At 60.1% G+C, this 26,002-nt stretch carries 19 protein-coding genes; 5 read left to right on the forward strand and 14 right to left on the reverse strand.

Annotation, left to right across the window (positions count from 1 at the left end):
- Window positions 1–40: 40 nt before the first annotated feature.
- From PLJ71_10220 to PLJ71_10260, 9 genes are all read right to left on the reverse strand, one after another.
- Window positions 41–2,125: a hypothetical protein gene (locus PLJ71_10220; GenBank protein ID HQM49055.1), complete on the reverse strand. Its 2,085-nt coding sequence runs from the start codon at window positions 2,123–2,125 to the stop codon at window positions 41–43.
- A 78-nt stretch (window positions 2,126–2,203) separates the two neighbouring features.
- The gene (locus tag PLJ71_10225; protein ID HQM49056.1) at window positions 2,204–2,833 is read right to left on the reverse strand and encodes a LysE family translocator; all 630 of its coding nucleotides are present in this window, start codon (window positions 2,831–2,833) and stop codon (window positions 2,204–2,206) included.
- Between the two features lie 135 nt (window positions 2,834–2,968).
- Window positions 2,969–4,624, reverse strand: a complete 1,656-nt coding sequence (locus tag PLJ71_10230) for a glycosyl hydrolase family 28 protein (protein HQM49057.1) — start codon at window positions 4,622–4,624, stop codon at window positions 2,969–2,971.
- 55 nt (window positions 4,625–4,679) lie between these two features.
- The gene (locus tag PLJ71_10235; GenBank protein HQM49058.1) at window positions 4,680–6,143 is read right to left on the reverse strand and encodes a hypothetical protein; all 1,464 of its coding nucleotides are present in this window, start codon (window positions 6,141–6,143) and stop codon (window positions 4,680–4,682) included.
- A gap of 309 nt (window positions 6,144–6,452) precedes the next feature.
- A complete protein-coding gene (locus PLJ71_10240; protein ID HQM49059.1) occupies window positions 6,453–8,315 on the reverse strand; it encodes a phosphotransferase in 1,863 nt (620 codons plus the stop codon).
- 171 nt (window positions 8,316–8,486) lie between these two features.
- Window positions 8,487–8,675 (reverse strand): hypothetical protein, encoded by a 189-nt coding sequence (locus PLJ71_10245; protein HQM49060.1) that lies wholly within the window; start codon window positions 8,673–8,675, stop codon window positions 8,487–8,489.
- Window positions 8,676–8,885: 210 nt separating this feature from the next.
- Window positions 8,886–9,770, reverse strand: coding sequence for a hypothetical protein (locus PLJ71_10250; GenBank protein HQM49061.1), 885 nt, complete (start codon window positions 9,768–9,770; stop codon window positions 8,886–8,888).
- A complete protein-coding gene (locus PLJ71_10255; protein ID HQM49062.1) occupies window positions 9,742–10,935 on the reverse strand; it encodes a glutathionylspermidine synthase family protein in 1,194 nt (397 codons plus the stop codon). The genes PLJ71_10250 and PLJ71_10255 overlap by 29 nt, the downstream gene beginning before the upstream one ends.
- 2 nt (window positions 10,936–10,937) lie before the next feature.
- Window positions 10,938–11,750 carry a hypothetical protein gene (locus PLJ71_10260; GenBank protein HQM49063.1) on the reverse strand — a complete coding sequence of 271 codons (813 nt, stop codon included), beginning with the start codon at window positions 11,748–11,750 and terminating at the stop codon, window positions 10,938–10,940.
- Between the two features lie 402 nt (window positions 11,751–12,152).
- Here PLJ71_10260 and PLJ71_10265 point away from each other — a divergent pair, with 402 nt between their 5' ends.
- The 4 genes from PLJ71_10265 (at window position 12,153) to PLJ71_10280 (ending at window position 16,294) form a co-directional block, all read left to right on the forward strand.
- A complete protein-coding gene (locus PLJ71_10265; GenBank protein HQM49064.1) occupies window positions 12,153–13,142 on the forward strand; it encodes an aldo/keto reductase in 990 nt (329 codons plus the stop codon).
- A gap of 145 nt (window positions 13,143–13,287) precedes the next feature.
- Window positions 13,288–13,470 carry a hypothetical protein gene (locus PLJ71_10270; GenBank protein ID HQM49065.1) on the forward strand — a complete coding sequence of 61 codons (183 nt, stop codon included), beginning with the start codon at window positions 13,288–13,290 and terminating at the stop codon, window positions 13,468–13,470.
- Window positions 13,463–13,696, forward strand: a complete 234-nt coding sequence (locus PLJ71_10275) for an SUMF1/EgtB/PvdO family nonheme iron enzyme (protein HQM49066.1) — start codon at window positions 13,463–13,465, stop codon at window positions 13,694–13,696. The genes PLJ71_10270 and PLJ71_10275 overlap by 8 nt, the downstream gene beginning before the upstream one ends.
- 96 nt (window positions 13,697–13,792) lie before the next feature.
- On the forward strand, window positions 13,793–16,294 hold the full coding sequence (locus PLJ71_10280; GenBank protein ID HQM49067.1) for a glycogen/starch/alpha-glucan phosphorylase: 2,502 nt from the start codon (window positions 13,793–13,795) through the stop codon (window positions 16,292–16,294).
- A 111-nt stretch (window positions 16,295–16,405) separates the two neighbouring features.
- On the opposite strand, the gene PLJ71_10285 is transcribed toward PLJ71_10280, so the two are convergent.
- The 3 genes from PLJ71_10285 to PLJ71_10295 form a co-directional block, all read right to left on the reverse strand.
- A complete protein-coding gene (locus PLJ71_10285; GenBank protein HQM49068.1) occupies window positions 16,406–18,205 on the reverse strand; it encodes a sodium:solute symporter family protein in 1,800 nt (599 codons plus the stop codon).
- Window positions 18,206–18,408: 203 nt separating this feature from the next.
- Entirely contained in the window at window positions 18,409–19,455 is a 1,047-nt protein-coding gene (locus tag PLJ71_10290; GenBank protein HQM49069.1) for a hypothetical protein, read from the reverse strand.
- A gap of 596 nt (window positions 19,456–20,051) precedes the next feature.
- The gene (locus PLJ71_10295; GenBank protein ID HQM49070.1) at window positions 20,052–22,124 is read right to left on the reverse strand and encodes a DUF4838 domain-containing protein; all 2,073 of its coding nucleotides are present in this window, start codon (window positions 22,122–22,124) and stop codon (window positions 20,052–20,054) included.
- A gap of 526 nt (window positions 22,125–22,650) precedes the next feature.
- Here PLJ71_10295 and PLJ71_10300 point away from each other — a divergent pair.
- Window positions 22,651–23,916 (forward strand): hypothetical protein, encoded by a 1,266-nt coding sequence (locus PLJ71_10300; protein HQM49071.1) that lies wholly within the window; start codon window positions 22,651–22,653, stop codon window positions 23,914–23,916.
- 73 nt (window positions 23,917–23,989) lie between these two features.
- On the opposite strand, the gene PLJ71_10305 is transcribed toward PLJ71_10300, so the two are convergent.
- Together PLJ71_10305 and PLJ71_10310 are read right to left on the reverse strand one after the other, a co-directional pair.
- Window positions 23,990–24,991 (reverse strand): carbon-nitrogen hydrolase family protein, encoded by a 1,002-nt coding sequence (locus PLJ71_10305; GenBank protein HQM49072.1) that lies wholly within the window; start codon window positions 24,989–24,991, stop codon window positions 23,990–23,992.
- Window positions 24,992–25,048: 57 nt separating this feature from the next.
- Complete coding sequence (locus PLJ71_10310) at window positions 25,049–25,948, reverse strand: sugar phosphate isomerase/epimerase family protein (GenBank protein ID HQM49073.1); 900 nt, start codon at window positions 25,946–25,948, stop codon at window positions 25,049–25,051.
- Window positions 25,949–26,002 lie beyond the last annotated feature (54 nt).

Genomic DNA, 26,002 nt, shown 5'->3' on the forward strand with positions numbered 1-26,002 from the left:
AAGAACAGCCCTGACAAACGGGCAGATCCCCTTAAACGGCTCACGGACTGCCGGGGAATAGGCCTCCCATCCGCGCCACGCGAAGGATGCAGAGCTGCCGGGGCGGGAGCTCAAACGCGAGCCGGGTCCTGGAGCCGGAAACCGTGAACGGTTGTGAGACATTTCCCGGCTCGACGGAAAACGCATAGGCGCCGGGCGCAAGCAGGTACAATTCTGCTGCCATGGGCCGGGACTCTTGGCCGAAATGGAAGAGCTCTGCTTCGAACCCAGCTGTTCCGGAATCCGTAACGACAACAGCCAGGCCGCGCGGCGGGGTGAGCCAGCGAACGGCGTTGAGCGGGAAATAGCCCGCCGAGCCCGGGTCGCCGGTGGCAGTGGAGTACAACAGGTTCGTGTCGGGTAAGGCGATACCGGGAACCGCGTCGGGATACATGGAATTTTTCCCCAGCAACGACGGGAAGCGGAGTACACGATCTGTGTAGCGAACCTCGCTGGTGTATCCCTCGAAGTTGATGCGGAGCGCCTCGGAATTGGCCTTGAGGGCGGCGTCGAGGGGTCCGCGCTCTCCGGTTATCCGGAAGGCCGTGTACGGGCTGGCGTCACGGGCCAGCAACTGGTCCAGGTCAGTCTGGCCCGTCAAAAGCCGGTATTTCGCCACCACGCTTTCGAGGTATTCCATGCGGGCTGCGCACCATGCTTCAGTCCCTGGGGCGGGGGAAGTCTCTGGAGGATGCTTGAGGTATTCGAGGCGGATTCGGGCCATGGATTTGATGGGGTCGAGGTACTTGGGATTCTGCGTCATGTGGTACGTGAGAAGGAGGGTCTGGAGCATTTGGTCCATGGCGCTCGGCCAAGTGTACAAACCGCTTTCCTCGTGGTTCTCGGGTTTCCACCAATTCTCGCCGAGGCCGCCAATAGCGCCATCGGGCCAGTGAATAGCGCTCGGAATGATGCCAGCGGCCTTGCCGCGTTCATTTCGAGCGGCCGCGTCGACCCACGTGTCCATCCATGCCGTGAACAGGCGGCCGAGGCGTTCGTCGTTCGTGCGTTGCCAATAGAGCAGCGTGGGCTGGACGGCCCGGGGATGATAGACCGTATCGCAGGCCTGGCGGGGATCGGCGCTTACCCGGTCGACGCTGAAATAGGTGCTCTTGAACTGGAGGAACCCGCGCTCGTTTTGGCCGGTCCAGAGCGTTTCCATGAGATCGGCGAGGCGCAATGCGCGTCTGGCCCATTCGGGGTTGCCGGGTTCCAGGTGCATCATGGGCGTGATGACGTCGGCAGAATCCTCGGCCGTGTGCTCGACGTCGTAGATGTGAGCCGTGTAGCCGCCTTGCATGTGGTCTTGACTCATCAGTGCGTTCGAGAACCGCGCCTGAGCGGCCGTGATCTTGGGATCGTCGAATCCAATCAAGACCGGCACCCAGAACCGCCACATCTCGCAGTCATCGCCCCAGCCGCCCCCGTACTCGTTGTTTTCCTGCATTCGATGGTCAATCCACCAAGTGATGATATCGGCCAGGCGTTCGAGGCCTTCACGCTGATAGACAGCCCATCCCGGCGCACCAGGGATTTCTGGGAAGCGTTTGGCTGGGGGAACGGGCTCGCCCAGGTACATCCGAACGGTGGGGTTTTCCGGAAAAGCGGCCCTGGCGCGCTCAAACGCCTCTCGGGCGTTGTCAAACCACCCGCGCCGGTCATCAATAATCCCACCCACGCCCAACATGACCCAACACAACATTCGGCCGCGGTAAATATCGGTTATGGGATAGAGCGGGGAGTCCTTGGGCACACCGAAATCAAAATCCTCCTTCTTAAGGACCTCGTTGCCGAAGTACGGGAGGTACGGGCTTGTCATCCACCGGCCGATCTCGGAAATGAGGCGGTCCGCTTCGGCCTGGAGTTTCGGGTCCAAGCCGGGCAGGTCGCGCAACTGTTTGAGGTAGTCACGGCAGGCCGGATCATCGCCGGCGTTTCCTGCAAGCGAGATCAACCGGCTCACATCGTCTGGGGGATTGTCCGCCGCTGTGGCGCATGGCACGAGAAGCGCAAAGCCGAGAATAAACGTGGCCCAAGGCAGTCCGTGGCGTAAGAGTCTCCTGATACGGCATGCAGCATCTTGCATATGGCGCCCCCTCTTCCTCAGCAAGGATAGAAGCCGTCAGAGCGCGAGTCAAGGACCCCGGGTCGCCGCACCGCACTTTCAGGTTTGGGAACCCACTGCGCCGAAGAATTCCAGCGCGTTCCAGAACAGCAAGACGGCGAACACCGAGAGCAGCACGCCAAGGATCCGCATTACCCAGGCGTACGGTTTGCCCGAGAAGAAATGCCTCGATTTGCCGATCGACGCCGCGATTAGAACCTTTGAGCCTATGAGGCATGCATAGAAACCCAGTAGAAAGGCCATCGCGATGAAGGGGCTTTCAGCCCATCCCTTTATCATGATTGGAGAACCTACTGTGAGCCAGAAAAGGTATGGGTGCGGATTCAGGAAGTTTACGAGTACGCCCTTGCGCAGGGAGCGCGGCTCGGGTTGTTGCACGTTGGGTTCGAAAGCGCTGGTTCGGAAGCTCTCGTATGCCAAATACGATAGAAACAGGCTGCCGGCCAGCGTGATCCCGCCGAGAAGTACTCGGGAATCGGCCAGCCGTGTCAGCACAAGCGTGGATATCAAGATGATGGGCGCATCCGTAATCAGCGGGGCCATGGCCACCTTGATGCCTTCCCGGGGGCCATGTTTGAGCGATTGGGAAATGACAAGCGTCAAGAACGGGCCTGGTGAAAAGCCCGAAGACAGCCCAAGAACGACGCCTGCGATCAAGGAAGTAACCATGACGGTCCCCATTAGACAAGAGCAAAACGGGGGGAATCAACCACAACAATAAGGACATCCGAGCAGAAAACAAGTCCAGTCGAGCCCGCCCCTTGTGCGCGGAACCGCTGTGCATGCGCCCGCAAATCTTTCCGGTTACTCGGTTTCTCGAAAGACCTCCTTCCGGTTCGCCTTGACAATGGAAACGGCTCTTCCGGAGGCGGCAAGATGGTTTCCGCTGAATTGGATACGATGGGTCTTATCGCCGGTGATCTCGGCAAATGTTTTTGTGCCGTCAGCGGCCATGCAACCGCTGATGAGTGCGCTGCAGCAATCAACCAAGCGCAGAACGGGGTCATCCCCGGAAGAGGGACGCGCACGCAAGCCGTTGAGGCTAAGAACCTTCACATCGTCGCACAGGAGCGCGATCCCCGGACGGCCGGGGTCCGACGGTTGGGGAACTCCGGTGTCAGTCGTCCACTGGATGTCCCGGTTCTTGACAGCTTTGAGCCGATAGAAACCATCGTCATAGGCGAGACTCATGTCCGATATGGTCAATCCATTTACATGGCGGCAATACATGCCGTAGGTGGGCATTGACTTGAACATGTCGGCGCTCGGGTATTCGCCCTCCAACTCGGGAATGGCCTCGCCGGGAGGGCAATAGGGCACTCCGCCCGCATGATTGAGCTGGATGTTGGACAGGGCCACGTTGTGCACGTCGTGTCCCGGGATGCCCGTAATGGTTGAAGTCAGGGAAGCCCCAGTGGCGACGATATTCGAGATGCTGACGTTCTTGAGGGACCCGGGAACGGGTGTTTCCATATCCCTTCCGCGATTTCCCAGTCGAATGAAGATCGGCGCGCGGACACCGACCATGGTGATGTTGGATACGACCACGCCATCGATGTTGGAACCGTCCACGCTTTCGAGGCAGACACCGCCCGTCGCGGGATCCCCATTAAGCCCCGTGATGACGCAGTTGCTTACGGCAATTCTTTTGAAATCGCCGCTTGATTCCGTGCCGAGCTTGAATCCGTTGCATTCCGTGGCCAGCAGGCAGTTTGTCACGACCAGATTCTCCGTAGCCCGTCTTTCGCCCAAGGTGAAGCTGGCTTTGGGCACAATGGCATCGTCAACGGAGGCGATATCGCAGTTGGAGATACGGACGTTCCGGCAGGAGTCCGGGTCAATGCCGTCGCAATAGGCGTTGCGGATCGTGACGCCGTCGATGTTGACATAGTCCGTGCCGAGCATGCTGATGCAGTAATTGGGCGCGTTCAGGATGGTGATTCCCTTGATGTCGACGTAGCGGCAGCGTTTGAGCGCAATGGGTTTGGGCCCGCGGCGTTTCGTACGGTTGCCGTCTATGGTTCCCTGGCCAATGATGGCGATGCGCTCAACGTCTTCGCCCCAGATAAGCGCATAGTGGAAAAAGGAGGTCTCGCTGTCGGAGTCGTTCTTGAACCCCAATTCCTCGTAGGGGTCGTAGTCATTGTTGTCCTCGCTGCCTTTGATGGTTGCGCCGGCATCAAGCCATAACGTTACCCCTGTGCGGAGGTGGAGGCTGCCGCAAAGATACGTCCCGGGAGCGATATATACGGTTCCTCCGCCGGCGGCCGCGCATGCGTCCAGCGCATTCTGGATGGCAGCGGTATCTTTCGCGAGGCCGTCCCCGACAGCCCCAAACGTTTTCACTTCGAAAACAGCCCATGGAGGCGGAATCTGTTCCGCGGCACTTGCTGCCAGCCCAGCCATAGTAAGCAGCAGGGCCATAATCTGTAATGGACCGGTGGCTCTTGTCATGTTCATCGCGCCTCCTGTAACGGAAATCTCCGCTCGTTACCTGTTTGCGTTTGCCGGGGTCTTACTCCGGGCGCTCGTTCTCGGGAATGTGCACCAGCATCACCGAGCACTGGCCAAAAACGTCTCCGCGCAAGACGTCTCCCTCGTGCTCGACAAACGCGCCGTTCCAAACCATGAATAGCCGTTCACCCTTCTCATCGAGCTTGATCGAGAACGTTCCTCCCGCAGTGTAGCCGTATTTTTCGAAGTAGTACGGGAAAAAGAACACAAGGACTTTCCTGGTTCCCGTTCGGGTATCGTACTGAATCAGCGGGGAACCGTCAGAATAGCCGTGCCCGTGAGCGCCGGGGGCATAATAGACATACCGTCCGCTGGGACTTCGCGCCATTGATGCTGTGTAGCGCTGCTGCCCACACCAGTTCGGGCCTCTGTCGACGATCTCCTCTTTTACGGGGTCAAAGGTGAAGAGCTGCCCGCTCAGGGTCGCGCACCAAAACAGTCCATCCGGCCCGCGGTGTGCGGTGTGCGCGCGCATGGGCGCATACGTTCCCATGTCACGGTCCAATTCCGAGGGAGGGCTCGACGTTGCCGGGACATGGCACTCGAGGATTGAGAAGCGATTCTTGAACGGGTCGTATTTGAGGAAGTGCCGCTCGGGGTCGCGCTGGTGGGCGTTCGAGCAGTATACCATGCCGGTTTCTTCTTCGATGAGGAGGGCCCGCACGTACCAGGCCATGCCGTCAGGGAGGTATCCGGCCCAAAGGGTCCTTTGCTCGTTCACGTCCCACGCGAGGAATTCGGAGAACATGCCTACGGCGTACATGATGCCGCGCGTTGTGTCCATGCGGTGATAGGGCCACGAGGCGCGTTTCAGGGGAACACCGTAGTCAATGTAATTGCCCGTCAGAGGGTCGCAACTCATGATGTGGCCGCCGGTATAGCCGCTGGCGTAGTCTTCTTCGTCGGGTTCGGGGTACTTAGCCCAATAGGTGCAGAACCAGAGATGCTGGTTTTCAAGGTGCTTGCTCTGGTAGAAGTCAAGCCATCCGTGGACCTTGCCGTCCGTGAAGATCGAAACGCCGCGGCCGAGAGTCCTGTTGATTTCAGGAAGACACCTCGCCGTCCTGGCAGCGGGATCATACTCGACCGGGAAGATATGTCCGCCGTACTTTCCATGGTCTCCGATGCAGGAGTAGAACTTTCCAGTGCGCGTGTCATAGTTGGCCTGTGACCAACATGCCCAGGGGCCTGCCTCATTCGAGTTCGTGGATTGGGAGTCGACGGGAGATCTGCTGAAGAAGACCGGCTGGACGGGGATAATGCCGAAGTCGACGCGTGGCGGCTCGCTGGCAAGCACATACTCGGTACCCGCATACTTCGATACAGCAGGCGGCGGCTTGAGCATGCGCTTGCTATGGTCCGTGACCACTTTCCCGGAGTACAAGAGCCCCGCCCGATCGAGGCGTTCGGCCACGTGTTTCTTCGCCTGCTCTTCAGGACGCAGCCCGGGGGTTTCTTCTGTCATGGGTGCACCGCGAAGGAGGACACCATTCAGGCCAATAGGTTCGGGCGAAGCGCAACTCTCAGGCTCGGCGGACAATCCGCGCGCGGCACAAATCAAGGGAATGGCAAGAACGCCGAGAGTCAAACCGAGTCCGCTGTGATTCAAGCGACACCTCCTGCTACGGGACCACGAGGCGGGCACAAACACCCGAATGTCTGTGGAGGACACGGTTAGCGTACCGCATAATGGCCTTGTACTGTCAAGAACAGGCAGCGATGCTCGACACGCCTGCATTTGGACAAAGGATGGTCTTCGTGAAGCGCAGGCTTTTTATAGCTTCGCTACGAGTTCGGCGATAGCGGGATACGCGCCGGCGGTGTTGGCGACATCTTCCTTCAACAGGCGTACACCTTCCGGGATATGCTTGCGAAAATAGTCTTTGCGCCGGACAGTGGACAGGAAGCCGTAGGCGCCGAGAGCCTGCATGTGGCGCTGTAACCGGCAAATCGCGAGCGATTCGAGAAACGGCTGCTCGGAAAAATCCTCCCGCAAGCGCTGGGTTCGCAAATTGATGTAGTGCGCAAGCAGGCGGTCGCGCATGGCGTCGTCGAGCCTGTGGTAGGGGTCCCACAGCACGGCGGCGACATCATACGCGGGAGGCGCCATGCGCGCACCCTGGTAGTCGATGAAGCGGGGTACACCGCGCGTGATCATGATGTTCTGGGACTGGAAATCGCGGTGGATAATGGCTTTGGGGAGGGCGTCGGCCTGACGGGCGAGGCGCTCGAAGTCGTGGTCGAGCGCTTCGGCCGAGGCCGGATGCCGGCCGCACACGCCCTGGACGAAGCGTTCAAGAAAGTAGCTGGTCTCCCAGCGGAAGTAGTCATAGTCGAAGAGCCTGCTGGCGAGAAGCCCGCACTCATTGACGTGGGCCGAGGCGTCGACGTGGAGGGCGATGAGACTGTCCAGGATGCGCCGGTACATGTCTTCTGTTTCTTCGGCGGGACGCGGGAAGCGGAGATAGTTGTACAGGGAGAGGTCGCCGAGGTCTTCGAATTCGGCTCGCCTGGCCGCGGGGTCGAAGAAGAGCAGCTTCGGCACGGGGACGTTGTATCGGGCGAAGAACCGCGAATAGGCGATGTGCCGGTCGTAGTCCGTTTCGTCGGGCGGACACACCATACGGACGACCGTTCCCTGGCTATCCCAGGAACGGTAGTAGCGCCGCCCAGAGCCGCCAACGCCAATTGGAACCCCGTGCTCGGTGACGGGGAGGCCGAGGAACTCGGGTTCAGCGAGTGCGATGCGGAAGCCATCGCCCACGATGCAGTTCTCGTACCGGACGCCGGCCGCGACGTGCGCCCCCGGGAGGACGATACAGTTGCGCAGGGCGGCGCCGTCGTCGAGCATGGCGCCTTCCTCGATGACGATGTAGCCATCGAGGTCCACGTTCCGTCCGCGGACGCCGGCGGCGGCGTAAAGCCATTCTCCGTCACGGCGCAAGGCGTCAACGACCGCGGCTGCATAGGAGGCGGGAGTACCGATGTCGTGCCAGAGACAGCCCGTAAGGTCGATACTGCCGACGCTCCTGCCCGCCGAGACGGCGGCCAGCCAGGCGTCCACCACGTTGGATGCGCCGTCGGGCAAGTAGGCGAGAAACTCGGGGTTATACATTGCGATGCCGGTGAAGGCGAGGATGCGCGTTGTGCCCGGGCCCACTGTAACACCGCCCACGCCCACAACGCCGCCAGCACTGTTAACAGCGACCTTGTTGAACGCGGGACAGTCGTGGAGGGCCAGTGTAACGATGTTGTCGGATGCCTCGTGTGCCTTGAGGAGGGCGCCGAGGTCGATATCCGTCAAGATGTCCGAATTATGAACAACGAACGTGCTGTCTTTCAGGAGCGGCTGCGCGTTCTTGAGAGCGCCGCCGGTGCCGAGCAATGAATTCTCGCGAAAAGACGAGACGCGATCCCGATAGTGAGAGGCTTCGAGCCATGAGGCGATGGCGTCAGATTTGTGGTGCAGGTTGAGGGCGATACGGCGCACGGGAAGAGCGGAGACGCGCTCGAGTGCCCGGGACAGGAGCGAACGCCCCAGGACCGGCAGCAGAGGCTTGGGGATTTGTCGGGTAATTGGCCGTAAGCGTTGCCCGATACCGGCCGCCGGTATGAACGCATTTAACTTTCGCGACACGAAAGGTAATCCTCCTCAAACTTCGATAGATCATCGCACAATCGCAGGCGAGATTGAAATTTGCATTCTTTTCGAAAATGCCGCTCTTTGAAGACAAATGATGGGAGGTGCGAACGCCCGGATTCATCTGGCATCGAGCCGGTAATTTCGCCGTACGGACTGGCCGAAACTCTATCCTATGATGAAGCGAACCAGGAAAGGCCGCGAGGTCCAGCGGGCACGTACGCGCCGCAGTCCATACGCCGCCGCAATCATCAGGACCATCAGCACGACCTGGATGGCGAGGAACTGGAGCAAGGGTCTTGCGCCGAAGAGCGGCAGTATGACGTACTCACCGATGGCGAGGTGCAGAACATACATGAAAAGCGGGGCCTCCCCCAATGCCTGAAGCGGAGCGCAGGGCACATCGACAGAGATGTCACGTTTGCCGGCCATAGATTCACTGTCCGATACGCGAAGTGTTCATTGTTTCGCCACAAAAGGGGGGGACACGATTCTTCTGTCCCTGGAGGCAAGAAGGAACTGACATGGCCGCGCCGGCCCCGACGCGCAAATGGGAAGGCCTTCCCTTCAACCTCCCGAAGACGGATGCGGGACAGGCGCCCCGAAGCCGCCCGCTGATGACCGGAAGAAGCCCATTGTGCTGAACGAGGGCGTTGGAAGCGACACCGGCTCGGGGTCGTGCAGGACGCCATCGTCGGACACGAATACCTGGGAGACTTGGAAGCCGTCTTTCTGGTATGCGTAAAGCTGAACACCGAGGTCGGCTCTTACAGCGCCGGGCTGGCTCCAAAGATAGAATATCTTGGAGATACCCTGTGCCCGAAGGAGGTTCGGGCCGGGCAGGACCCCGTCTTCGATATAGTAACGGTTATCGAATTCGCCGGGCCTGCCTTTGCGTGTCCCCAGCCGTTCGGCATCGCACAACCATGCGACGGGGCCGGCGGTGGGATAGGCGACTCGCTTTTCCTCGAGCCACGAGGCGTAGCGCAGCATGGCGGCGAGGTTCTGCTCGGCTTTAAGCACCCCTTGGGGGTGAGGCCAGTTGTTAAAGGTGCAGACGAGGTCGCAGCCAGACGCAGCCAGCGCGGCGCCAAGGGCCACTGTTCTGGGTCCGGGCAAATCGACCACGAGCAGCGCATCGGGGGCAATCCATCCCGGGGCGCGGAATTCGCGTACGGGCCACGGATCGGCTTCGCAAGGGCCCACGAATTCGCGTTTGAGGTAGTCAATGGCTATAAACAGCGTGAGACAGTGAAACGGAGTCCAAGGTCCGTGCGGATGCGGCCCCCATACGCGGGAGAGGGCGCGAGCGTCGAGGAACTCTTTCCAATCGGCGGTGCCCCGGGCGTCAGGGACATCGGTGCGGCCGACGGCCAACTTGGCTCGGCGACGCAAGAAGGGGAAGCGGATTGCCCCGATAAACTCAAGCAGTTTCGACAGCGGTGACCACATAATAAGCCTCGTTGGTTGTGAATCCGACTTCGTCAGCGCGCGAATAGTAGCCGGCGAACGCGCCGTCTATGAGGTACACGCCCAGGGCCGGAAACAGCGCGCGGGTCCCGTCTGGAACCGGCAACGGCACAAAAGCGTGTTGAGCTATGTATGCTTGCGGGGTATTGGACGCCTCGGCGACCGCTTTCTCCCAGATAGGGGGCGGGCAGGTGCGGCCGATGGTCACGGCATCGCCCATTCGGCCGAATATCTTCTTCAGGACCCAGGTTTCCCGTTCGGCCAGATAGACAGGCGCCCGGTCCTTGCGAAAGAACTCTGTGTACGGCGTGTATTGATTGAGCAACGCGGTGTCGGGGGCGTCGAGCAACGGCACTTCGCGCCACAGAGCGTAGAGGCCCTTGCTCTGCCGTACCAGCCGTGAGAGTGGGTTAAGCACCGGGATCTTGGCGGCGGCCCGGCGCCAGTCTCGGATATTGTCCAGGTAGCCGTACCATTCTCCCGGGAAAAAGCGGAGAATCCAATCGACCTGCTGACCGAGCAGATGCGGAGGGCCAAAGCGGCCGCAGGTGAGGTGGCTGGGCGCGGCCAAGACGGTTTCGACGCCGCGTTGCCGGAGCAGTTCCGCCATTATCAGCATGTGTTGAAGGTCTTCCGCGTAGCCGGTGGCGTAAACGAGACCGGCCCGCCCGCCCGGGGGCAAAGAGTCCAGAAAGCTGCGGGCGAAATCCCCGCGAACCGAAGCCTGCGACAGCAGCCTGGCGAACAAATCATTGGCCGCGATGGACTCGTTGAAACCGCCTGGTGCGTCTTCGTTGAACTCGGGAATCATCCATCCGGACGCCGTTGCTATAAGGTCGTAGCGGACGATACTGTGGGGGTGAGGCTTCTCGGCGCGGATGATTTCCAGGGCCGCGGGGGGTATGCCCAAACGTCCCAACCACCGGGGCTCCTCAAGCACACGGGAGGCCGCTCTTCCGAGAGCGTCATGGATGCGGACGCAGCAGGCGACGGCATCCTCGTGTTCTTTGGGGCTGATCAGGAGGGCTTCGGATAGAACGCGCAACGTGCCACTGACATAGGCATCCCACTTGTGATAACGAAAGCGGAGTTCCTCGATCAGGGCCGTGAATTGAGCGGGTTCGATGGCGAGGGCTTCGATACGCACGGTTACCCTCCTCCGTAGACTCTGTCGATCATTTGACTCAGCAGCCACACGACTACCGTAAGACCGATGTACATGCTCTGTTCCAGGGCGCGCATCATTCTTGTCGGCGCCATCTTGCTGCCGCCGTAGACGATGAATTCGTGCCACACGAGCATGAGGACTATCGTGCCCATGCCGAGGATGCCATGCCGCCAGCCCCAGAAATCGCCGGCGACCCCTCTGAGGATAAGGGTAGACGCAGACACAGTGTACACCGCGGCGCTCCACGCCATGGTTTCATCGCGTTCCTGGCAAATCTGGCGCCGGAACCGGCCCGGCTCACGCCAGAGATACAGGGCCGTAGCCAATACCAACGTGGCGTAGCCCATCAGGAAGAAGCCCACCGGAATCCACCAGCCGCCCTCGGCCTCGCTCAAGGGGTCCGCCTCGCCCCAGAGACTGCCGCCAAACACAATCCCCGTTGACAGAGCAAACGCGGCGACAAACTGTGCGCCGGCCAGATTTTTGCGCTCGTAGATATCGCTGCGGAGGCGAAGTCCGAAGATCTGGGCGCCAATCTGGCCAAAGACCTTTGTGGCGGCATACGCCATCACGAGATAGAAAGCAACGTAGACGCCCTTAATGCTGGGATCTCCGTGGTACTGGATCACATAGGCGGTCCATATGACCGATGCCGCTATGGCCAGCCTGATGAGACCTATGCCAGGATTGCCTCGCGTGTAGACGCGCGGGAGCGACGAAACCCGCACCGCAAACGCGCCCGCGAGCCCGGCCACTCCCGATATTAGAAACACGAATGCTTCGTCGCCGCTCATGGTGCAAGACCCGATGCCAGCATGGCTGACCCCTCGTTTATGCTCCGCCTGCCTTACACAAGGAACCGTGCTTCGCGCGCGAATCCAAATCCGTTCCTACGCCGCAAACGGCGAGAGTATGCGAGACATTCCGGCTTGATGTCAATACCGCGGCAGGTTTTCGGGAGAGCCAGCGAGATGCGTACTGTTATCCATGGGCTCGAAGTGATTTGGACCCTCATGACATGTGATTCCAATATGGAGGGCCTCATCATTCTGAACCGTGGAAGCGATTGCCGCTGGAATTTGCCGGCGCCGTGCGAAGCTTCTAGAATGGCTTTTGGAACTGGCAGGGAACTTCAATGTGCGAGGGGAAAGACCTTGATATCCTTCGCATACGATAACAGGGAAGAGGCCATGCACATGAAAAAACGAACCCTTGGCAAGACGGGCTTGGAAGTTGGCGAGCTTTCGTTGGGGGCGGCGTTCATAACGGGAGGAGAAGCGGGCTTTGACGGCGCTTTGCCAATCGTCAGGCGCGCGTTCGAACTGGGTATTAACCTTGCTGACACGTCCGCCGATTACGGCGACAGCGAGAAGGCCCTGGGGCTCGCGCTGCGTACGCTGGGAGAGCCCTGTATCGTCTCCACAAAGCTCGGCCCGCGGCCGGGGCGTTCGTTCAACCCGAAGGACAAGGCGTGTTTGCGCCGCGTCTTTGAAGAGAGCCTCGAGCTTCTTCACAGGGATGTTATCGACATTTTGATGATTCACGAGCCTGACCGGCCAGGCGAGCTGGATTGGTACAACGACGGCATCCGTTTCGAGGGCCCAGTCGTTGAACTGTTGCAGGAACTCAAGCAGGAAGGTTTGATCAAATACACGGGACTTGGCGGAACAACCGCCTATGCACTGGCACGGATCATGGCAACGGGCGAGTACGATGTTGTTCTGACTGCTTTCAACAGCAGTCCTTTGTGGCGGGAGGCCATGATTGCGGTACTGCCGGAAGCGCGGAAACAGAACATGGGCGTCCTGCTCGGTTCGCCGACGCAACAGGGATGGTTGGCGCGGCGCTTTGACAAAGAGCTCGAAGAGGGCGCGCTGTTTTTGAGCCCGCCGCGCCGGGCTCAGCTCAAAGCGCTGTACGAGCTGTGTGACGACTGCCGCATAGAGATACCGGTGCTGTGTCTTCGGTGGGCCCTTGGTGTGCCGGGCATTTCGAGCGTACTGACGGGTCCGCGCACTGTGACACAGCTTGAACAGAACTTCCAGGCTGTCGAACAGGGCCCGCTGCCTGCCGAGGTTATCCGGCGGCTCGACGAGATTGCGTCAATGGTGCCATTCCGGCCCTATGACGAGCCAGCCCTGTGCCTGCTCGGCGACCCCGACTACTGGGGTCCCGGGCCTGCATAGTGCAAAGCAAAGAATAAAGCTCCAAACGGGGATGAGTTACGCGTCCCCCTTATCCCCTATACTCTCGGCGAATATTGTGCTAGGCTTGCATGGCAGAGGCAGACAAGCGGGCGGAACCGTTCGTGCCCGAGAACGAGGATGGAGGATGAAACCTGAAAAGAGCGGGATTCTGTTCCGCTGCCCGGCGATTCCCGCATTGGCCGCGCATGTGAGTGTATCGACGTCGTGCGCCGGCCGCGAGGAACTGGATCCGGGGGAGATGATTGCCGTTTCGGGCAGAGACTTTCAGGCGGGCGCGCCGTATGCGGAAGGCGATGACGATGAGTAACAAGGTCTCCGAATGGTGCATCGATCAGGGATTGCGGGAGTATCCGGAAGAGCCCGTTACAAACCCGTTCCACAACACTTGCGACGAGTTTTCCCGGCGCGTAATTCGCGGGGGAAGTCACGCATTTCCGTCCACTTACTCCCGCGTTGCCGACCGGGAGATGCACAAAGGGACATTTGGTTCTACCGAATGCGGATTCCGTATTGTCCGCGACCACTGGGAATAGGCCACGTGGGATGATCATACGGGCGCCGGACCAGGTGATATCGGTCATGGGTGGCGCTTGAAACAAGGGCGGGAATCGCCAGACGGAGTTGAACAGATGAAGACGCCGGAAAAGACTACTGCTTCCCCTACTGTGACGGCTGCGGCTCTGCGCGAACAATATAGTTGCGGGCCGGTAAGGTTTTCGGGCCGGGACGATGCGCTGTACGACCGCCATTTGATCTTCGATCGGGTCGTGACCCGGGAGAAGGCTTCGCCGCGGGACAAGTTTGAAGCGGCCGCGCGCGCCGTGCGCGACGTATTTTCGCAACGCTGGCTCAAAACGGAGCAGACCTACCAGCAGTGCAATGCGAAGCGGATCTATTATCTCTCGATGGAATACCTCACGGGCCGGGCGCTCGCGAATAATTGCGTGAACCTGCTACTGGCTCCCATCCTCAAGCCCTTTATTGAACAACATGAGAACGAAATGCGCGAGATCATCGAGCAGGAACCCGACGCGGGGCTAGGCAATGGCGGGCTTGGAAGGTTGGCTGCATGCTTTCTCGATTCCATGGCGACGCAGGCGCTGCCCGGCATGGGTTACGGGCTGCGCTATGAGTACGGCATTTTCCGCCAGGCGCTCCGCGACGGCTGGCAAACCGAGCAACCCGACCACTGGCTTGCCCGGCCCGATCCGTGGGAAGTGGCCCGGCCGGAGGAAGCGGTCGAGGTGAAACTCAACTGTTCGTTCGAAATTCGGGAGGGCGCGCTGCGGGTAGTGCAAGGAAGGCCATTGAATCTTATCGGCATTCCCTACGACCGGCCCGTGGTCGGCTACGGCGGCAAGACGATCAATACGCTTCGCCTGTGGGCCGCAAGCACGCCGGACTTCTTCGATTTTAATCAGTTCAGCAGCGGGGATTTCGTTGGCGCGCTCGCGGAAACTCTTACAGCGGAAACCTTGACCCGGGTCTTGTATCCCGACGACACCACCATCGTCGGGAAGGGCCTGCGTTTTCTCCAGGAATACTTTCTCGTCGCGTGTTCGCTGGGCGATCTGGTGCGGCGTTTTCGCGGGGCGGGCAACGACTGGTCCGCCCTTGCCGACAAGGCTGCCATTCAACTCAACGATACGCATCCGACCATGGCGGTGCCGGAACTGATGCGCCTGCTGTTGGACGAGGCGAAACTGGGCTGGGACGACGCCTGGAGTCTGACGCAGCGCACGCTTGCCTACACCAACCATACGCTGTTGCCCGAAGCACTCGAGAAATGGCCGGTGGGATGGTTCGAGAACCTTCTGCCGCGCCAGCTCGAGATCATTTACGAAATCAACCGGCGCTTCCTGGACGAAGTCCGCAAACGTTTCCCTGGCGACGAAGGCCGGGTGGCGCGCGTCAGCCTCATCGAAGAAGGCGCGCCCCGCCAGGTCCGGATGGCCCATCTCGCCATTGTCGGGTCACATAGCACCAACGGCGTGGCGGCACTGCACACGGAGTTGCTGAAACGGCGCGTCGTGCCCGATTTCGCCGCGATGTATCCGGAGCGGTTCAACAACAAGACCAACGGTGTCACGCCGCGGCGCTGGCTGTTGCTGGCGAATCCGCCCCTGTCCGCGGTCATCAGCGAGGCCATCGGCGACGGGTGGATCACCGACCTCGAGCAGTTGGAAAACCTGAAACCGCTGGCCGCCGACAAGGGTTTCCGCGAAGCGGTCCGCAAAGCCAAGCAAGAGGCCAAGATACGCTTTGCCGACTGGCTCAGGCGAGATGGCGGGCCTGCTGTGGACCCCGACACGCTCTTCGACACGCAGGTCAAACGCATTCATGAATACAAGCGCCAGCTCTTGAACGCCCTGCACATCGTCGTGCTGTACCAGCGTCTACGGGCAAATCCGAACCTTAACGTTGTGCCTCGCACATTCATTTTCGGCGGCAAGGCCGCACCCGCGTATCATCTGGCCAAGCTTGTGATCAAGTTTATCAACAATCTTGCGGCGACGATCGACGGCGATCCCGCCGTGACCGGGCGGCTCAAGGTGGTCTTCGTACCGGATTACCGGGTGTCGGCCGCCGAGCGTTTGATACCGGCGAGCGACGTTTCAGAGCAAATCTCGACGGCGGGGTTCGAGGCCAGCGGCACCAGCAACATGAAGTTCATGATGAACGGCGCCTTGACCATCGGCACGCGCGATGGCGCGACCATCGAAATGGCCAGGGAAGCCGGCGAGGAGAATTTCTTCCTTTTCGGCCTCACCGCCGAACAGGTCTCCGCCAGCGCCGGGTGGTATACCCCGCAGTGGCATTACGACAATGAACCCGAAACGCGGTCGGCACTTGATCTCATCGCCGGGGATCACTTCAGCCGTCATGAACCCGGCGCCTTCTCGCCCATCATTGACACGCTGTTGCGTCATGGCGATCACTACCGGCACCTGGCCGATCTGGGAAGCTACAGCGAGGCGCAGCACCGCCTGGGAGGCCTGTACACCGACCCGGACGGGTGGACGCGCCGGGTGGTGCTGAACATTGCCGCTTCGGGCAGATTCTCGAGCGATCGCACTATTTCTGAGTATGCGCGCGAGATCTGGCACGCAGGACCGGTCCCTGTTGATTGAGCGCGGGCGAGCCTTTGCCCGCGGGAGTGTTTGCGGAGCCCTGGACCAGCCCTTCCACCCGCGCAGGAGCATCTTTGAGTCGAAGGCCCTGCCCGACGAGAAACCCTGAGACTATTTCCCGATCTGGAGCATGCCCCATGCGGCAGCGATGAGGAGTCCCACGGTCAACCACGCGAGCACGAAGCCGACGAGATCTTCCCGATACCGTTTGAAGAACCCTTGCCACCGTTCGGCCGTGAACCAGCCGGGAAGATCCAGAAGGAGCAGTTCCTCTCCGCGCCCGGCCGCCAGTGGACGCACGCCGCTTTCGGGAGCGGCCTCTTCGTCGGTTGTTCGGCGCTGGTTATCGAAGAAGCGGTCAATTCTCTCTTTGTCTTCGGGGCGCGTGAGCAGACTGCCCAGGATCAAGGCCGCAAATCCTACTACCATCGCCCAGCCAAACGGGCCCGGCTTCCATGCGTATACAAGTTTGTAAACGCCCGTGTTGAGGAAGGCTGAAGCCTCTCCGTTTTGAGCGCGAAAAACTAACTCGCGAACCGCCTGGGACAGGGTTGAGAAGGTCTCCTGTCCGCCTCCGGGCTGGCAGGACATCAAATAGTTGAGCATGTAGTAGCTGAGGAATGCGCCAATGGTTGCGGCCCACGCACCGTACCGGTTCGCGCGTTTCCACAACATGCCTCCCAGGAACATGACGCCCATGAGCGCGGCGATGGTTTCGGTAAAGAGGAAGGCGTCCAAAACGCGTTCGACGGCGACGGCAAAGAGAATGCCCACCAACGTGAGGCCAAGGCCCGAAAGGCGGCCCATCCACAGGAGTTGCCTGTCGCTCGCGTTGGGATTGACATACTCTTTGTAGAGATTCCGGGTGAACAGCGCTCCGGTGTTGACCATAAAGTTCGAGCAGGTGGACATGTTGGCGGCGAGGATGCAGGCGATCATCAAGCCGGTCAGTCCCGGGGCGAGAAACTCACGGCATGCAAACCCGAAGGCGGCTTCGCCCTCGGGCAGTTCCATGCCGCGCTGGACGAGCAGCGCCGCCACGATGAGTCCCGTCAAGGCCCATCCGATGGTGCACAGGCGTTTGACGAACGTGCCGTATGTTTGGCCGACGCGTCCGGCGCGTTCCGTGTTTCCGGTCGCGGACAATGAGAGCATATGCGGTTGAGCGACGATTCCGACAATACCGTTGAGCGCCAGCATGGCTATCGTGAACACGGTGAGGCCGCTGACTTCGCTGTAGAGCGTGAAGAACTCGGGTGGGAGGCTGTCGTGGAGGCCGACGAACCCGCCGACCCTGGACAAACCGGAGGGGATAAGCATAACTGACAGCACGATGATGAGGAAGGACTGGACGAAATCGGTATAGGCGGAAGCGATGAGCCCTCCAAAGAAACTGTAGATGATGAAGGCGGCCGTCATGGCGAAGACGACCTCGTTCGGCGAGATGGCCTCGCCGCCCGTCGCTACTGAAATTGCTTTTCCCGCTCCTTTCAGCATCGCGCCCTGGTTGAACACGAAGTAGGCGATGGCAAAGATCGTGTAGACCATGGCAAGGCGGCGGCCGTACCGGTCCTCGACGATTTCGCCGATTGTCGTGCGCTCGCTTCGCCGGTACCAGGGGGCGAGCAGCCAGTAGAACGGCGTGATGAGCATATTCTTCCATTGGTACCAGATGGTTGCGAACCCGAACTCGCAGGTCGCTCCAGCCTGCGCAACGGGATGCTCCGCATGGGTGCCGGTGCCAAAGGCCTGTCCGACCATGATCCACCAGCGCAGGTTGCGGTCCCCCAGAAAGTAGCGGTTGCTGCTGCGAACCCGGCGGGCGACCCACAAACCGAAAAGCATGACGCCAACGAAGTAGCCGACAAGAACGATTCCGTCAAGCCGGGTGAATTGGGCCGGTTCATTCATGACCTGTGTTTCCCCAAGGTTACGAGTCCGAGACAGGCAGGGATGCAAATGCGGGCGCCAGCGTCCCTTGTGTGATACAGACCGTCATTGAATGGGATTTGACCACAATTCATGGGCAAGTTTCAACGGTACCGGATACGCTGACCAAACTCGATACAGCAGTCGTCACGTACTGCGGACTAACGCCCTGAGCAGGCTGGCTCCTAGCGGGCGAACCACCGAATAGCATAGTAGCCGTTGCCGCGGCGGAATTGCAGTGTGTAGGGATCGTTGAGCAACTGTGCACAATAGCCATCGCTCCGAGGCATCAGCCAGCCGAAGTCCCAGCCTTTGCTGACGTAGCGGAGCGGCACGGCAGGCCTGACCCGGACAGTAGGATGGGTTCCGGCGATAAAGAGCTTCTGCGCGGAGTAGTAGTAGGCCGAGCCAATGTGCACGTACAATTCATGGTCGACGGGCGGTCCTGCGTCTCCCGACAGATCGGCGCAGAGTCCCCGGATTGCGACCTTCAATTCGCAGCCCCGGGTAAAGGCATCTGCCAGAGTGTCTACGGAGCCGGACACGACAGAGCCGTCGGCGCGGTGGGACAGCAGCTCTTTCCAGTCATCGCGAACGAGGTAACGAAACACGTTGAAATCGTAAATGAAATTGCTGCTGGGCGCGTTGGTATCTGAGTCAAAACCGTCCTGCTGATGGTACTTGGGCATGTCCGAGTGATCGTCCAGGGGCGACGGCCCTGGTGTGCCCTTGGCGGGAGGACCGTCGAGGAAGGGCCTTGCGACAGCCTGCTGACCACCCTGGTTGTACATGAAAAAGGACATCGAGGGACGCGGCCCGAAACCATCTGGCAAGCTTATGGGCTGTCGGAGCGTCATAATCCCTGCGACGGCGCGGTCCTCGAGCAGGTAGGTTGTGCGAAACTCCGCGACCTCGCGGATAAGTTCCTTGCTGTCGGATGACGTGTCGATATGCTCGTTGTGGATGAACTCGGTCTGCACCTGGAGGTCAGCGCCCCGCCGGATGGCGTCCGCCAGGGCAGCGTTGCTGCCGGCGGTCACGTTGCGTTGTGAATCGAGTTCCACCGCGCAACGCCATGGCGATCTGAACGGGGCAGTCTCGTTATTCGATTCCGGGAGCGCCGGTGGAGACGCCGGCTCTGCTCCCATGGCATTTGCGATTGGCCACATCGCGGCTGCCGTAACAGTCGTTTGAAGCAGCGTTCGTCTTTCGAGTTTGTCAGGCGATTTCACCGGCTCGCTCCTTGATTCAGACCGAGATATTCACATCCCGGCATTATAGCGGGTAACTGCTTTCCCGAAAAGCCCGCCTGGCTCTGGCGGGGACCACTCTGTTGGAATTGCAGCATTGCCGATGGGCACTCGATTTTTCTGACAGGGGTGACAACAAGCGGATGTCAAATGGTTCTTTCCTTTTCCCGGGTGGGAAACCAGGTCGACGGCCTTGGTGCGGGCCCCAGGGAAACAGCAGTTCGTGGTACAGGAATCCCGTGTACCTGCAGTGCCTTAATGAAGGTCTTCGGACAGCGGCGACGCACGGAGCACGTGCCTTGGTCTTGATGTGCGGGGGCGAACATGCCGAGATTCACACGTTCGTGACCTATCGCGCCTGTCCCCTTCTCAACAAAGTCAGGGAACGCCTCTCGCGCAGTTGGGCATCGAGGCCCGCCATCACTGGTGACTTAATGCCCTGCCCGCGAAGGGCGTCCGAGTGCGGTATGTTTGAGGCCCGGACGTGTTTCGGCGGACGAATTTCCCGGGCGGGTTCGAATCCCGTGGATTACGAGCGCGGGGGCTTCGGGCGAACGAGGCCATCCGCCGCGACACGTTCACAATGCGTGGTTCCAGCCTGAGCCGTTCTTCTCTCGGTATGCCGCGTGGCCGAAATTGCAGACGTAGTCGGCCTCAACGCTGGCCCGGTACGCGACAAGATTGCGTAAAGCGTCTTCAAATAAGCGGCTATTCTCGTCGCTGGGCTTTTTTTCCGCGTTGGATTGGGCGGCCCGGACGGCGGCTGTCATCTCGGCATCCGTAAGACCTTTTTCCAGATAGGCGACTCGGCGCTCGGCCAGTTCGTCGCCGCTGGCCCCCTCGATAGCGGCACTGAGAAGCCCGCGCGCCTCGACAAAGGTCTCCGGCGGGAAGATGCGGTGTGCAATGCGCACATAGTTCTTGAAACCGCCTCCGGGGCGGCCTTGTGAATCCTGCTCTTCCCGGCAGATTCTCTCGACCGCGCTCGGGTCAAGTGAATCGGAGTGCTTCTCCCAATACTCGAAATAGCGTTGTACGGGCACTTGGGCCGGGCCGAAACCGGAATAATACTCATCAAGGATTCTGTCGGCGGACCAATCGGGGTGTTCGTGGATTCTGGCCAGGGTGTAGAGCGTTGGTCCTTGGGCACTGTAGGCGCCGAGCAGGGAATCGAACGCCGTGGCAATCATGCCCCTTTCCGCGGCATAGGTGAAATCAGCCGCCAGTTTCCGGGCGTAGAACACCGGCAGGTTGGTTCCGGCGTGGGTAAGGTTAGGCCGCAACACGAGGTGTTTCACGCCCGCATTTCTCCAGCCGTCCCAGTTCTCGCGGAATTCCCGGCTCTGCTCCTCCGTGTAGGGAAACCACAGAGGCGGAACGTACGAGATGATGACATCCTCGTTGAGTTCGACCGCTTTGGGCGCTTTCCAGTAATTGGCGTAAGCGTATCCAATGACCTTGGCGTCTTTGTCGACCTTCTTGGCTTCCTCTAACACGGAGAGGTAGAAAAGGGCGTACCGGTCGGCCAAGGACGGCCCTTCTTTGGACGCGGTGAACCGGCTCTGGCTCCAGGGGGCGACCCCCACGGAAAACCTGTGAGCACGGTCGGGAATGATTCCCTTGCCCCAATAGTCATGGTCTTTGAAGAGAGGATCCGGCGCGTCCCAGGACCGGCATGTCGGGCAGGCACACATGCCGGGCGTGTCGTTCTCGCAGGCATTCACAAACGGGCGGTACGGGATGTTGTCCGGATTTCTTTCCGGATGCTGGCTCCATTCGGAGACGATCTGGGCCCAAAGGGCTGGTTGTGAAACGCAAAGGGTGATGTTGGAGCCGTCGTCGCCTGGCAAAGGTTCGCGCTCGCCGTTCGGAAGCATGTTGAAGAACTCGGGGCGGGTTTGGCCGAACTTTTTCCAGTACTCCTGGAAATGATGCCCGTAGGCCATGTTTTGGACAGTCACGAGGCGGTGACGCAACAGGAACACCCTTTGGGCTTCCAGGAAGTTCTTCTTGTTCTCTTCCGAGGCCCATCCCAGCGCATCCGAAGGATAACCTGGTACGCAGAGTCTGGCCTCGAGATAGCGGGGAGCGCCGCTGCGGTTCACGGGACCCAATTCGATGGTTTTGGCGGCGGGAACGATTTCGCCCAGTTCCCCCGGCCAGAGCCATCGAACTCCCAGGTCGTTCTCGAGGAGGTCGTAGACGGCGAACAGGGTTCCCTGCCAGTTGGCGCACCATGCCGAGTCGACCTCGCCGCCCCGGAATCGATCCCGGCCGGCGAGAAAGAGACTGCCGCCCACGGTTCTCACGATATATCCCGAGGGCTCGATTGAAGTCACGTCGATGCCAACCTCAGACGTCTTGCGGCAGTTGCCGAGATAGATCAGGCCTTCATAACCGAGGGCCGCTTCCCTCTCGGGATAAATGGACAGCGTCGCCCCCGTCGCCTTCTCGACATGATGTTGGAGTTCTTCCGCAGCGAACCGTTCCGGCGGGATAGCTTCGTCGGGGATGATGATCGCAGTTTGAGCCTGCCGGTCTTTTGCCAGGCAGAGAACCTCCTGAGCGAGCGCAACATGGTTTCCCTTAAGAAGGAGCAGCGAGACGCAAAGGGCCATCATTTTGAAGAGTTTGGCCGCGCGGTTACGCAAATTTGGCCGATGGTTGACGCTTTGGCCGTACGTATTTATTTCTCCCTCGTCGGCGTGCAAATTGAAAAATCCCTCTCTTAAATGGTGATCGCCCAACTGGGCGGGTCGTTTGCACTGATGCCGGTCAAGACTGCACAGAACAATCTCTAGCTATAGCGGAGCAGAGCGGACGGCGCGCGCACGTTGCCGGAGGGCTGGTGCACCCTTGTTCCGGCGGTCATTGTCCAGAAGAAAGCCCCCAAGATCCAGGTACTGCCGCATCGTGTGCGCATAACATGATTCCCCAACGTTCTGAGGGGAAGTCGATCGATATTAACATATTCGGATGCGCTGTGAGAATCCATCCGTGGGCGGACATTCCACTGATTGCCGGGGCATAGTCGCGTTGCAGAGGGTGTCTTACGGGGACGTCCTGAAGGAGGCCGTCCTACCTTCTGCCGGACTCCAACGAATGGTGTATTCTTAGTCAGGAGATACGTACGAGCCGCCTGTGAATGGGGCGCATAGCGGGCAAAGGAATCGCAATATGAGAGTCACCGCGTTCTGCATTTGTCTGGGGTTGGCCATTCCGTCGGCAGCCGCTGTTCTCGAGGAAGAGCAACGCGCTGGCCCGGCGCCCGCCGTCTCGGATACGTCGACCGAGTGGCGGAACGACGGCGCGAACCTGGATGCTGTGCGGCTTATCAATGAAGCCTACGCGAAAACGCCCTTCAGCCGCGAGTTTGAAGGCGTGCTCGACCAGCCGCCCCTACGTATCACGTGGCAGATCGGGCCTAATGTACCTGTGGCGTGGAAGGGCGGGGTTGCTGGGTTAATCGGTGACGACATCTGCCTTGCGGGCGGACTTTGGATGCCGTCGCGAGCGAATCTGGCATATGCATTCAACCTCCCGACGCAGACGTATCGCGAGTTGCCACCGCCGCCGGTCTCTACGGAGTATACCCAGGGCGCATGTGATGGTTCGTACGTGTACCTCGTCGGGGGCCGTGGCGCGGGACGCACGGTGTACAGACTGGGGCGCAGCGGAGAGGATGCGTGGCAGTATGAGGAATTGCCGCTGCTGCCTGAAGCTGAGGGCGCAGGACGCTGGGTGGCCTCGGTCGCTCTGGTCCCCGGTCAATGGCTTTTCCTGGTCGGGGGCCATCCGACGGGCACTCCGACCGAGACACGCGATGCGCCAGCGCTTCCGGATTACCGGCTTCGCCTCGACGTGGCCGGGGCAAACTGGGAACTCATGGCCCCATACCCCGGAGGACCAAGGGCGCTGATGATTGCGGGCACGGCTCGCGGCAAGTTGTACGTGTTCGGCGGTTCTCATCCGGAACCAACGATGCGGAAAAACCACCTGGAACTGGCAAAGAAATACGGTCTCACGGCTCCATGGGGCGGGGTGCCGAACTACCGGGATGCGTACCAGTACGAGCCCGGCGCCAACTCATGGAAGCCCATTCGTTCCGCGCCTTTCCCGGTCGTGTCGGGGTGCGCCGTCGCGTTACAGGACCGATACATTCTGCTGATGGGCAGTACCGATGTGCGAACACTTCGCGTGGGCAAGACAACGGGAAGGCAAGACCCCTTTTGGACAGGATACGGGGATCGTATTCTGTGTTACGACGTCGAGCAGGACAATTACTCAAACGTGGGCGTGATGCCCTACGGCGTCGCCACCGCGCCGTGGGTGGCGTGCGGGGATACGTTATACGGTTTTGGAGGCGAGCCGGCGCATAGCTACAATGCGAACACTGAGAACGTTCTTCAGATAGGCACGATCGAGTGGCTCGTCTCAAAATAGGGGGAGGCAAACGGGACCCGCGGAAAGGCATGCTGGTTTTCGACGTCTACAGATGATGTTCGGCCCACCCATCTCACAGGGGTTTTCCGGCCTCATCTGCGGCAATCCGCTGGCCTGCTTCGCGGCGCTGGTCGATCTGCTCTCTGCTACGGTTGCGGTACTGCTGCAGAGACTCGATTTCGTACTGTGCGCACAGGTCACGAACGCGGACACCCGGTTTGATCGATCGGAGCAGGGTCCATCCTTCCTTCTCATATTTCTGTTCGACCTCGATCTCGGATGTGTGTTCCGCTAACAGCCGATCCAGCTTGCGCCTGGTGAAGTCTTCATGAACAAACGTACGGTCGAGGTCCAGCGTAGTAATGAACAGGTTTTCGCGAGGCGTTTCGGCTGGCGCCAGCGTAACGCCGGTGCAGTCGACGATGGTGCCCTCCCCCACGCCCACCACGTAGTAGTTGTGAACCGTCGCATACGCGTTAAGGGTCATACCTCCGGCGTAGGCGCTTGCCCAGAACATGACCTCGGCTCCCTGCATGGATGCGGCGTGCCAGAGTTCGGGGAAGTTGATATCGAAGCAGGTCAGAATGCTGATCCGGCCAAAGTCGGTATCAAAGATCTTTACGCCCTCGCGGCTGGCATGGAGGTTTTCATTCCAGAATACGAAGACCTTGCGATAATGGCCCGCGACGTGTCCTTCGCGGTCAACGAGCACGGCGGTGTTGTACTGTTCCTCGCCCGCCTGCTCACATATCGGACAGATCACGTACATTCTGTATTCAGCGGCCAGCTTTGCGACTGCAGTGACAACAGGCCCTGTAACGGGTTCTGGCGTCACCCCGCAAAACTCCTCCGGCAAGCACGCGATGTCTACATGATGCTCTCCGGCGGTCTTCAGGCAGTTCAGTGCAAGTTTGAGTTTGGCGTCGCGGTCCCCGCCAAAACCGATGGCAATTGCCGCCACCTTGACGTGACGTCCGGGCAGGTTGGGGTCTGAATGGGACGCCTCTGCCGCTACTGAAACGACTGGGAACAATGTACTGAGGGCTACCGACGCCAAGATGAACGTGGCCTTCATGGTGTCCTTCCTTTTCGCGATCGGTGTTCTGAGGGATCGCTGTATCCGTGCCATTCTCTACACAAGACCGAGTTCACGCGCTCGACGGCGGAGAAACTCGGCGCTGCGCTTGATCCCTTCGGGCGTAACCCGTTCAGGATTCAGTTCGAGGCAGAGCATGCCGCGGTAACCAATACCCGCAAGAGCGGCCAGTACCGCGTCGAAATCGATGTGCCCCGTCCCGATCTCGATGTGATCGTGTTCGCCGTCGTAGTCGTGAATGTGTACGTGGACGAGCAGATCGTCCAGGAAGCTGATCAAGTTGCCGATCCCATCGTAAGGTTTGTGGCCCGCGCCGTCGTTCAAGTACATGTGGCCGATGTCGAGCGTGACCCCGATATGTTTGCGCGGAGGATTCCGCAGCCATTCAAACCCTTGCATGAACTCGATGCCCACTTGGATTCCTGCAGCCTCGGCCGCACGCTCTAGCTGGTCCAGGGCATTCTGCCACGTTGCGGTGTCCGGGACATCGAGTTTCGGCGGATTGGGGTGAACGGTGACCACGTTTGCGCCAACGTCTCCGGCAAAGGCGAATGTTGTCTCCAGCTGTCTCAGGACGGCTGCGGGCGTTTCATGGGCAAGTTCGGCGGAGAACGGCGCATGAATCTCGCGACGTTTGAACGGAGCGAGCAAATCCCGCAGGCGCTGGCGCTCTTGCGCATCGGCCTGGGCCGGGTCGACGCCCCGCCACTTTCCGGGGTGGCCGGGCGAGGCATGGAAGGCAATGGACTCGAAGCCCGCTTCCTTCACCCACTGCACCTGCGCATCGAAGTCAAGGATGTCGCCGATACGCCAGCACATGAAGGCGAGATTCAGACATTCCAGCCCCTTATTTCTCGCTTCAGACCATACAGGCGTCCCGCCCGCGCCAGCAGCCATGGCCAGTGCCGCTTGCAGAAACCGCCTGCGAGACAGCATCCCGTTTCCCCTTCCAGAGTTCTGATAAGCGTTCCGAGGCCGCTGTCAGGATAC

This window comes from Candidatus Hydrogenedentota bacterium (assembly GCA_035416745.1).
Lineage (GTDB): Bacteria > Hydrogenedentota > Hydrogenedentia > Hydrogenedentales > SLHB01 > UBA2224.